The following is a 10,646-nucleotide window of genomic DNA, read 5'->3' as shown; positions in this document are numbered from 1 at the left end:
GGGTTATTTTTCCATATCTACTCATGTCAGGTTTGGTGCAAGTGTACTGCCTTTTACGCTCAAAAGAACAACATAACGGAATCTCAGTCCGTTTCAGCCTTATTATGAGGTTTTTTGGCGAAATAGGGGAATCTCTGTCCGCTCAGACCTCCATCTAAAGGTGGTAATGATATATGGCTGCTTCTGAAGATAACGGCTTAGACACACTGACTTTTGAAATGTTGGTTGATATATCCAAGAAATATACGAATATCTCTAAGCATAAACGGGTATTAGCTCCGGTAGTTACTTCAACTATATCTCTATATGTAAATGGACTTAGGCTAAATGAAGACGAGGGTGAAGTATTTGTAGTCACTTAGTTCTTCGAATCCCTTACCCGTCAAGGGAGAATCCCGATGTATACCTGCTCTTGTGGTATTTTTGGGTGCGGAGGATTTTATATTGATGTTCTGTATAAGAAAGAAACAGTCATTTGGGGTACAGAACAAGCTACTTTCACCAAGTATATTTTCAAAAAGGACAATATCGTACGTGTTGCAGAGGGATTGATTAATAAGCTGGTGGAATTACACCAATTGTTACAGGAGCATGGGCTTCAGACTTTTCATGATATTGAAGCCTATAAAGAGAAGCTTGCCTGGTTTCTTAATCCCGTAAATAATCAACTAAGCTAACTACAACTATCATCACAAAACAGCGGCAATCCAGGACCTGTTGTCCCGGGCTGCCGCTGTTTCTGTTTACCAGAATATAGCGCAAAGCTTCTATTATTTAACCTGTTCCATGAACGCCTTATAATCCTGAACGATCTCTTTAGACAGGGTGTGGTGCAGGTAATGCTCCCCTTCAAGCGGGATCAGTTTGCCGTGCACAGAATCCTTCACTTGCCCTTCATGCAGCGTCTGCCAGCCCTCAACATCTGTATTATTAGCCTGTATGAAGAGGAGCAACGGGAGCTCCTTAGGGAATGCCAAAGCCTGAGCCGCTGTAAAGTTATCATTGAAATGTTTCATTTCATTCATGGTAGTGTCGTTGCTGGAGTTTTTATTCGAGATCATTTTCATCTGCTGCTTAATCTGATCATCAAACGGCAATCCGGCATAGGGATCACCGCCTACTTTCTTGAGCAATCTCATCAGACCTGATTTGTCGAGGAATTTGAACAATCCGACTGGCATCTCAGCATCCATCCCGCCTTGTGTCGGCACGCTGCTGTCGATTCCGACAAAAGCAGTCACTTCGTCTGTGTACTTGTTCACATAATCCAGTCCATATATGCCGGCAATGGAATGCCCCATCAGCGTGTAACGGTTAATACCCAGCTGCTGCAATGCCTCATGAATTTCACTTGCGATATTATCGTTAGTCCGTTCCTTATCAGTTCTATCACTTAATCCATAGCCGAACGGCTCAACCGCCACCACCGTGTAGAACGAAGACAGCTCATCGATCAGCGGCTTGAAATCAAGTGCCGGAGCGCCCGTGCCATAACCAGGCAGCAGCACCACAGTTTCCTCGCCCGTCCCTTGAATCAGTACATTCATCTTTTTGCCGTCTACAGGCACCAGCTGGCCGTAAGCTTCAATTTTCCCCTGCTCCGATTTGCTGCTGATGATATTCACTACAAACACAACAGCTAAAAAAAGCACTATGGCCATCATTATTGCCGCAATAGCTTTAAGCGTAACCCTAAGCCATTTTTTCATTATACATGCACCTGTCCTCATCGTTTGATTAAGATCCTTACGAACCAATAAGGTAAGCTTACACAATGAAGATGTACTCCCCGTGACGGCAATATGAACTGAATATGAACAGCTGCATACAAGTGGAAACGGCTACGCCGTCCTTTAAGGACGGGGTGTTTCAGCGAGAAATAGAAGAATAAGTTATCGTGCGAAACATATAAATTCTTATATTTGAACAAAATCACCCTTATGGGTGAATCAGGCTGGAGTTTATATAGCCTGTACAGCTCATGCAGCCTATGCAGCCTATGCAGCCTATGCAGGATTAAGGATACCTCACAATGCTCTACTAAGACTACTTCCCGGGGCAGTTCCCGGGGAAAACAGGCGCCACTGCTCCTCATTCCCTCCTGCCGCTCACTTTCGGCGGATTCAAGGGCACTTCTGCCCCTCATTTCCTCTTGCCGCTCACTTTCGGCGGATTCAGGGGCACTTCTGCCCCAGATTCCTGCTTGCCGCCCACTTTCGGCAGATTCAGGGGCACTTCGAGTAGGGTTCCTTTCTTGGTGGACTTCGCAATCCCGAGAATACCCTACTTTTTTGTTGCCTGGCTAGGCTCCAAATTTTGGTACACAACTTATTTTACGCCATCTGCTTGCCGCCCACTTTCGGCAGATTCAGAGGGATTCATCCCTTTAATTTCCCCATACTGCCCACTTTCGGCAGATTCAGAGGGATTTATCCCTTTAATTTCCCCATACTGCCCGCTTTCGGCGAATTCAGAGGGATTTATCCCTTTAATTTCCCCATACTGCCCACTTTCGGCGGATTCAGAGGGATTTATCCCTTTGATTTTCCCATACTGCCCACTTTCGGCAGATTCAGAGGGATTTCTGATTCAAGAACAAAAATCGTCCTCTAGAGACGGTTCCTGCTCCAAATTCCAAAGTAATTTATCCACAATATTATGCACATATTATCCACAATAGACGAGTAGCATGATTTTCCAGTCAATGAAAAAAAAGCTGAGGCAACCTGCATAAGCCGGAGCTTGAGCAGGTTGCCTCAGCATGAACAGATTAATCCGCCGGTGCAGTGACCGGCAGGGTGACAATGAAGCTCGCGCCCCGTCCCGGCTCACTCTCCACCCGGATATCACCTTGATGGAGCAAGACGATTTGCTTAACAATGGCCAGTCCCATACCGCTTCCGTTATACTGGCGGCTGTGGGAACGGTCGGCTTTGAAGAACCGTTCGAAGATCCGCTTCTGATCCTCTGGCGAGATCCCAATGCCCGTGTCTGAAATCCTTATAGTTACATTCTTGCTGTCTTGTCTGAGGCTGACGCTGATCACGCTGCCATCCCTGGAGAATTTGATGCTGTTCCCCAGCAGATTCGTCCACACCTGATTGAATTGATCATGGTCAGCCGTCAGCCGGACGGCCTTCAGATGAAGCTCGAAGCTAATGCTGCGGGCCGACCATTGCGGCTGGAGTGCCACGATCACCCGTCTGATCTGTTCATCCAGGCTGAACGTGGTGAGCTGGAGCTGCTGTGACTGCGATTCAAGCAGACTCAGCTTCAGCAGACTGTCGCTCATCTTGGACATCCGCTCCGCTTCGCTGATGATAATATCCAGATAACGGTTCCGCTCGCCCTCCGGGATATTCATCTGCTTAAGCGCCAGCGCATACCCGGATATGGAGGTCAGCGGTGACTGAACCTCATGCGACACATTGGTGACGAATTCCCTGCGCATCTGCTCCAGCTGCTGCAGTTCACGCATCATCTCTTCAAAGCTGCGCGCCAAAGCACCAAGCTCACCCTTCTGCTTAATATTCAGCTTCACATTGAAATCTCCAGCTGCGATCCGCCGGGTCGCGGTGGTCAGCTTTTTGATCGGCCGGACGAGGAACATAGCAGCCACCAGAATCACAAGACTTCCTGCTACCAGCGAATAGATCGAGAAGTTCAGAATCCATATCAGGACAAAAGAGGTGGACGGAGGACCGATGGGCTCTACAAACATCGCTTTCGTCCCCGCTTCGGTTGTGAGCGGCAGCCCTAAGAGCGTAGTGGAAATTCCCGTTGGATTAAGCTGAACAATTTTCCCGGATAATACTTGCTTTACTTGTTCCGTGGTCACGGTAACCGGCTTATTCTCATGCAGCTTCCCGAAAGACTGAAACTGGCCCGTCTGTTCATAAATCCGGATATGGTAAGATTCAAGTTGTTGCATTCCATATACGAACGCATCTGCCTCACTCAGCGGGAAGGCGTCATAGATCCGGACAATATCCTGTCCGAAGCGCAGCAGGGGGAGCTGCAGATTCTCGTTTAATTTATCTCTGAATAGCCATGTAGCCACAAAAAAGGAAATGACCGTACCCCCGATTACGGAGACCAGGAAGGTCAGGACAACCCGGGTATATAAGGATTTGATCATTCGGTAACCTCAAGCCGGTAGCCCAGCCCGCGCACAGTCTCGATGCGAAAATCAGGTGTAGCCGTAAACCGTTCCCGCAGCCGCTTGATATGCACATCTACCGTCCGGTCATCCCCGGGATAATCAATTCCCCAGATCTGATCGATCAGCTGCTCACGCGTATAGACTTGTCCGGGTGTCCCGGCAAGCTTGTACAGCAGTTCGAACTCCTTGAGCGGCAGCGACAGCGATTCCGTCCCGCTGATCACCTTGTAAGTCTGCCGGTCAAGGGTAGTGTTGCCGAACCGGATCATCTGTGCGCTGCCAATCCGGTACCGTTTCAGCAGCGCCCTGACACGGACCGTCAACTCCAGCGGATCGAACGGCTTGGTCAGGTAATCATCCGTGCCCAGCTCGAACCCCTTCACCTTCTCCCAGGTCTCGCCTCTGGCCGTCAGCATCAGCAGCGGAAGATCAGGATCGGCTCTTCTGAGCTCCTTGCATAACGTCCAGCCGTCCATCACCGGCATCATAATATCGAGCACGACGAGATCAACATGCTCCCTGGCGTAAACCTCTAGTGCTTCCTTGCCGTCCGCGGCTTCAGCTGTTGTGTATCCATCATTACGCAGAAATAGGCAGACGAGTTCGCGGATGTTCGCATCGTCGTCTGCAACAAGTATAGTAGGCATCCGTTCCCTCTTTTCGCATTATCCGGCCTGTAGTGATATTCAGATAGAAGCTTAACTTCCCCTGCGGCAGCTTCCTGTATTCACCAGCACCCGCTAACCGGCTAAGTTCCGAACCGCTGCCGGTACCCGCATTTGCGGCACAGCTCCTCGACAGCTTCCCGCCGGGAGAAGCCATAGAACAGGTTATTCGCCCGCTCGCCCTCGACAATCTCGGAGAACGGTGTCTCGTGAATATTGCCGAGGTTGATTACCCCTTCGCCATCGAGGCAGCACGGTACAACCGTGCCGTCCACCAGCACAGCCGCCTGGCTGCGCAGTGCATGGCAGAAGCCCTTGCCGTCGTCCTCCGGCTCATGAAGAGCCGGCCATCTGAACTCGTGGTCCTGGTTCAGATAGACACGCGGGGCAATCTTCACCCCGCTGCCGGGGACCACCTTCTCTTCGATCCGGTAGTCGAGCCCGAAGGCCTCCTCCAGCAGAGCCAGCGTCTCGCGGTTGCGGCTTTTCTCCAGATTCGTCCGGTTGTCCTCCGTCAGGTTCCACAGCCGGAACGAGACAATGACGCCCTGGGCAGATATCTCCCGGACAAAATTGATAATCTCCGACACATAGCCTTCGCGGTTCTCGGAGCCTGCGTGGCCATCAAAGCTGTGCAGCGAGAAGTTCATCTGCCGCAATGCGGGCTTGCCCAGCAGCTTCGGCCCCGCCTTATGGATCAGCGTCCCATTAGTCGTGATATTGACCTTGAAGCCTTTGGCATGCGCCGCATCCAGCAGCTCGCCAAGCTTCGGATGGAGCAGCGGCTCGCCTTTGACATGCAGGTAGATATGATTGCTATGCGGTTTAATCTCATCGAGTATGGTATTGAACGTCTCCAGCTTCATGAAATTCTTCTGCCGCTCGGTTGGCGGACAGAAGCTGCAGGCCAGGTTGCAGACGCTTGTAATCTCGATGTATACCTTTTTGAAAGTCTTCAAGTTCCGCTCCCCTTTTCAATCGTACATCCTAATCCGGGCCGTGCAGCCCGTACAGCACAGCTATAGATCTGAAGCGTAGCGCAGACCGATCTGCGCTCTGGCATCCTCCATCAGCTCGGCGACCGCCAGGGAATTCGCGTGACTGTTAATGCCGCTCTCCCGCTGGCCGCTCTTCAGCAGATGAATGAATTCCTGAATCTCATAATACATCGGCTCGAACACCTGCGGCAGCGTAAGCTCTTCGATGGTGCCGTCACGGTAGTGGATTTTGACCTGATAGGGCTGGTTGATCTTGTCGATGACCATCGTTCCGTTCTCGCCCTGAATCTCAGCCGGCAGATAGGAGTCGGCAATCTTGGAATGCATAACCACGGCATCCATATCCGGATAACGCATCACCATGCTGCCTTCGCCGTCCACTCCGGAGGGGAGCATCATGCCCACTGCCTTGACCGAATCCGGCTTGCCGAACAACGCCACCATGGGATACAGGCAATAGATGCCCAGGTCCATCAGCGAGCCATTCGAATATTCCGGATTGAAGGCGTTCAGCACCGTGCCCTGGCGGTAAGCATCGTACCTCGATGAGTATTGACAATAACCGGCGAAATATCGCCGCACTTGACCCAGCTTATATAAATTATCCCGGATTACACCAAAATTCGGCATAAAGGTTGATTTCATCGCTTCCATCAGCAGCACATCATTGCTGCGCGCCGCGTCAATCATCGCCTTCAGCTCTCTGCTGTTGGAGGCAGCCGGTTTCTCGCAGATCACATGCTTGCCATGGTTCAGACAGATCAGGGACTGCTCCGCATGCATCGAATTGGGGCTGGCGATATAGACCGCGTCCACCTCTGCGCCGGATACCATCTCCTCCAGATCCGTATAGATCGAAGCCCCTGCATATTTTGCGGCAAAAGCCCGTCCCTTCTCCTCTGTGCGGGAATACACGGCTGTGAGGATAAATTCCTCATTCTCCAGTCCGGCTTGAACGAAGCGGTCAGTAATCCAGTTAGTGCCTACGACCCCGAAACGAATTGTCATGAATGATCCCGTCCTTTTTTATAAATATAAAACTTTATATCCGAACACAATTAAGTATCCTTCTATTTACTGCTGAGCCTATCCATCCTTACTCAGGACAGCAGAAGGGTTTCAGCATGTCATACTGATCTATAACTGCTATTTTCTCATTCCGTGGTAGGTATGTCCACTTTTCAGCCGTAATTTCCGACAAATTCCGCTAGATTCCGCTTGTGAAAAAAAGCACCTGCATAAATGCAGGCGCTTCGTCTAATATGCAGTGTTTATGCAGTGTTTATGCAATCTTTTATATAGCTTCTATACGATGCAGCTTCTATACAATCGTCCAGCCGCCGTCTACAAACAGAGTCTGACCGGTAGTGTAGCTGGAGGCATCCGAGGCAAAATACAGCACCGCCCCGTTCAGCTCGCCCGGATTGCCGGGCCGGCCCATCGGACAGACCGCATTGTACATCCGCAGCGCCTGCTCGGTGAACAATGGTTCTCCGTCATCTCGCTATGGAACAGGCTGGGGCCACCGATTCCGCCGGATGCACCAGCAATCACCGCCGTCTTACCTGTTAAATCAAAAAGGTTGATCATCGTAATCCTCCTCAAATTTGTCAGATCAGGCTATAACCATGAATGTCTCCGTCTTTGAACCTGCACCAATGTTTCCTTTTATAAAGAGCTCTCCGCAGAAGACACTAAGCACAAAAACATAAACAGCCCCCGCTCCGAAGAGCGGGGGCTGTACTATTCCTATTCAGAGAGCGGGACCTGTATAGACCTGCAGGCCATTTTAACCGTAAAAAGCCTGCAGCTGGCGCACGATCTCCGCCTTATCATGATCAACCACAACCTGATGCTGCGGCTGCTCGAACAGGGCAGCAATCTGCGCCGGGAATTCCTGCTTGATGCCGGTCAGGGCAATCGCCTCGTCAAACTTGGCAGGATGCGCTGTCGCGAAGGCGATGCTTGTCTCATCTGCTGCGCTGAACTTCTCGTAAGCCGCAACGCCACAGGCCGTATGCGGGTCCAGCAGGTAGCCGGATTCCTGCTCATATTTGGCAATGATCTCGAGGCACTGTGCGTTCTTAACGCCAAGTGCGGAAAAATCGGCCTGCACCCGGGCAAACAGTTCGCCGTCAACAGTAATGGCGCCTTCACTCTGCAACGCTGCCATATATTCAGACAGCTTCACTGTATCCTCACCAACCAGATAATACAGATAACGCTCGAAGTTGCTTGCTACCTGGATATCCATTGACGGGCTGTAGGTGCCCGTGAAGCTGCCTGGTTTGTATTCGCCGGTTAACACGAACCGTTCGAGAATGTTGTTCTCATTGGTGGCGATGATCAGCTTGTTGATCGGCAGCCCCATTTTCTGCGCCAGGAAGCCTGAGAAAATATTGCCGAAGTTCCCCGAAGGCACGCTGATATTCACCTTCTTCTTGTCACTCTCCGGAAGCTGCAGATAGGCATAGAAATAATAGACCGTCTGCGCCAGAATACGCACGAAGTTGATCGAGTTAATCGCCCGCAGGTGATACCGTCCCTTGAAGTCGAGGTCGGCGAACAGCTCCTTGATGATCTTCTGGCAATCGTCGAAGTTACCCTCCACGGACAGGTTCAGCACGTTGCTGTCATCCACGGTCGTCATTTGCAGCTCCTGCACCTTGCTGACCTTGCCATGCGGATGAAGAATACAGATTTTGATGCCTTCCTTGCCGCGAACACCCTGGATTGCAGCCGCACCGGTATCGCCCGAGGTTGCGCCGAGAATATGAATAATTTCGCCCCGCACCTTGGCAATATAGGAATACAGCTCACCCATGAACTGCAGCGCCACATCCTTGAAGGCAAACGTAGGCCCGTGGAACAGCTCCAGCACATACAGGGAGTCGTTTACTTTGTGCAGCGGTGTTACTTCCGGAGCGCGGAAATTGCCGTAGCTGGTGTAGACCATTTCTTTTAAGTCATCATAGGGAATTTCATCATTGGTATAGTAGGAGAAAATCTCAAGGAACAGCTCCTGGAAGCTGAGGCTTCTCCATTCTTCAAGCTTTTCAGGGGAAACCGTAGGAATCTGAAAAGGCACCATCAACCCGCCATCATCCGCCAGTCCCATCAGAACCGTATCAATAAAGCCTCTTGCTTCCACCTTGCCTCTTGTGCTTACATACTCCATACCCGTCTCATCCTCCTGAACCCCTCTTTATTTAACCTGCTGATATAAAATGACCTAATAACAATACTCGCCATCATTCTTAAGTTCAGCTTATATGGTGCTTAATTTTACTTTACATAGTAACACGTTTACGCGTTAAAGTCCGTTAATTATTGGCGTTATTTTTAAAATAAAGCTAAGTTTCGCCCGTATCCTTTTTACGGCATCATGCCTATGGACACTATTTGTTCTGCAGCTGCTTCCAGACGGTTTTGTTGCTGTACTTCTTCTCTGTGCTGACATCCTGGCCGAACCATTCCGGGGCGATGAAGCTCTCCGCTTCCTCCAGGGAATCGAATTCAACCTCCAGCACCGTAAGCTTCAGCTGTGTGTAGAGATCAATCTCCACCGTTGTGCCGTTCCATACGCCTGTGATGCGGGTTTTGACCAGTGCTACAGCTTTCACAGCCTCGATCATCTGATTATATAAGCCTGCCGATATGGAATATTCGATCTCCTGGCGGCTGATGCCTTTGCCATCCTTGAACGTATGTGTGTAAGTAACTTCGCCCGTATCCAGGTCGGTAATTTTGCGTACCCGCAGTTCCTGCCCGTCCTCAATCGCTAAGTAGGTCTGGTCAATGCTGTGCCGGGTGAGCACCTTCAATTGTCCTTCTTCAATAAGCCGCTCCGGGTATTCCGGCAGCAGGAATTTGCGTTCAATCTCCATAGCCATGCTGTTTCTCTCCTCTGTGTACGAGCCTAATGTTACATATTATTTATCATCATAGGGGCGGGTCATACGCAAGTCAACCGGAAGCGGCGGATTCTCACGGAAACAGGCGGTCGATCGACCCGATGTCATAATCGTTTATGATTTTAAAAGATCCGTTGCTGTACTTGTCTCGCCGGGAGGAGTCACCGATCGAGATATACTTGGCGTCATCCACTCTAATCGAGAATCGGTAGTATTTGTTCACATCGATATGAATCCAGTAGCTTCTGGTGAAATCATGGGAAGCATAAGAGCTTCTTAACTTAACTCCGGCAAAAGCATTCATGATCCCCGCGATTTCTGCCGGATCGGTCACCGTGACAACGACGTCATCAGCCGTTTCCGGCAAAGACCGGGTAATTTCTATCGACGTGATATCCTGCAGGCTGACGCGGCTGGACACCCTTGCCTCGAAGGAAGTGAACATCTGTGCGATCGTACCTACGTGATAAACCGCAAGCCCCAATAGGAAAATAATCAGGAAGATCCGGCCCAGCGTGAGCTTCTTCCGCTTTCCCGGCTTTCCCGGCTTCCCCCGCATTCCTGGCCCTCCCCGCTCTCCCGGCTGCTCCATATTCTCCGGCACGTTCAACTGCTCCGTCTCCGTCACCCCAAGCACCTCCTCCGAAATCAAACATTGCTTCCATTATATACAATATAGGTTACAGTAAAAACCTCACTCGCCAGCTATGTATGCTAAAACCCGCTCCTGCCCGGGTGTTCAGGCACAAAACCGCTCGTTGGGCAAATGCGGGTGGAGGTTAGCGGGAGCATAAAGTATGGGTGAGGGCTTGGCGGGAGCGGGAGCTTGCGAGAGCTGCGGGCTTGCGAGAGCGGGGGCTTGCGAGAGCGGCGGCTTGCGAGAGCTGCAGCTTGCGAGAGCGGCGGC

Annotated in this window: 11 protein-coding genes; 2 read left to right on the top strand and 9 right to left on the bottom strand. The window is 50.7% G+C overall.

From position 1 onward, the window contains the following. The first annotated feature begins 173 nt into the window (after window positions 1–173). Both QW71_RS34885 and QW71_RS34880 read left to right on the top strand, forming a co-directional pair. Complete coding sequence (locus tag QW71_RS34885) at window positions 174–362, top strand: hypothetical protein (protein ID WP_039310290.1); 189 nt, start codon at window positions 174–176, stop codon at window positions 360–362. Between the two features lie 36 nt (window positions 363–398). Further along, entirely contained in the window at window positions 399–677 is a 279-nt protein-coding gene (locus QW71_RS34880) for a hypothetical protein (protein WP_039310289.1), read from the top strand. Window positions 678–770: 93 nt separating this feature from the next. Here QW71_RS34880 and QW71_RS34875 read toward each other — a convergent pair whose 3' ends face one another. From QW71_RS34875 to QW71_RS40730, 9 genes are all read right to left on the bottom strand, one after another. After that, window positions 771–1,709: an alpha/beta fold hydrolase gene (locus tag QW71_RS34875; protein WP_235441634.1), complete on the bottom strand. Its 939-nt coding sequence runs from the start codon at window positions 1,707–1,709 to the stop codon at window positions 771–773. A gap of 1,061 nt (window positions 1,710–2,770) precedes the next feature. Then, window positions 2,771–4,138, bottom strand: a complete 1,368-nt coding sequence (locus tag QW71_RS34870; protein WP_039310287.1) for a HAMP domain-containing sensor histidine kinase — start codon at window positions 4,136–4,138, stop codon at window positions 2,771–2,773. After that, on the bottom strand, window positions 4,135–4,809 hold the full coding sequence (locus QW71_RS34865; RefSeq protein WP_039310286.1) for a response regulator transcription factor: 675 nt from the start codon (window positions 4,807–4,809) through the stop codon (window positions 4,135–4,137). The genes QW71_RS34870 and QW71_RS34865 overlap by 4 nt, the downstream gene beginning before the upstream one ends. Window positions 4,810–4,910: 101 nt before the next feature. Next, window positions 4,911–5,786, bottom strand: coding sequence for a radical SAM/SPASM domain-containing protein (locus QW71_RS34860; RefSeq protein WP_039310285.1), 876 nt, complete (start codon window positions 5,784–5,786; stop codon window positions 4,911–4,913). Between the two features lie 60 nt (window positions 5,787–5,846). Further along, the gene (locus QW71_RS34855) at window positions 5,847–6,833 is read right to left on the bottom strand and encodes a Gfo/Idh/MocA family protein (RefSeq protein WP_039310284.1); all 987 of its coding nucleotides are present in this window, start codon (window positions 6,831–6,833) and stop codon (window positions 5,847–5,849) included. 313 nt (window positions 6,834–7,146) lie between these two features. Then, window positions 7,147–7,311, bottom strand: coding sequence for an SDR family oxidoreductase (locus tag QW71_RS40270; protein WP_306766089.1), 165 nt, complete (start codon window positions 7,309–7,311; stop codon window positions 7,147–7,149). A gap of 303 nt (window positions 7,312–7,614) precedes the next feature. Then, entirely contained in the window at window positions 7,615–9,003 is a 1,389-nt protein-coding gene (thrC, locus tag QW71_RS34850; protein WP_039310283.1) for a threonine synthase, read from the bottom strand. A gap of 220 nt (window positions 9,004–9,223) precedes the next feature. Next, a complete protein-coding gene (locus tag QW71_RS34845) occupies window positions 9,224–9,718 on the bottom strand; it encodes a CYTH domain-containing protein (protein WP_039310282.1) in 495 nt (164 codons plus the stop codon). 94 nt (window positions 9,719–9,812) lie between these two features. Next, a complete protein-coding gene (locus QW71_RS40730; protein WP_039310281.1) occupies window positions 9,813–10,367 on the bottom strand; it encodes a hypothetical protein in 555 nt (184 codons plus the stop codon). Window positions 10,368–10,646: the final 279 nt, after the last annotated feature.

It is taken from the genome of Paenibacillus sp. IHB B 3415 (assembly GCF_000802655.2).
Taxonomy (GTDB): domain Bacteria; phylum Bacillota; class Bacilli; order Paenibacillales; family Paenibacillaceae; genus Paenibacillus_AQ; species Paenibacillus_AQ phytohabitans.
Note: the sequence above shows the minus strand (reverse complement) of the source record. Positions and strands in the feature narration are given on the sequence as shown.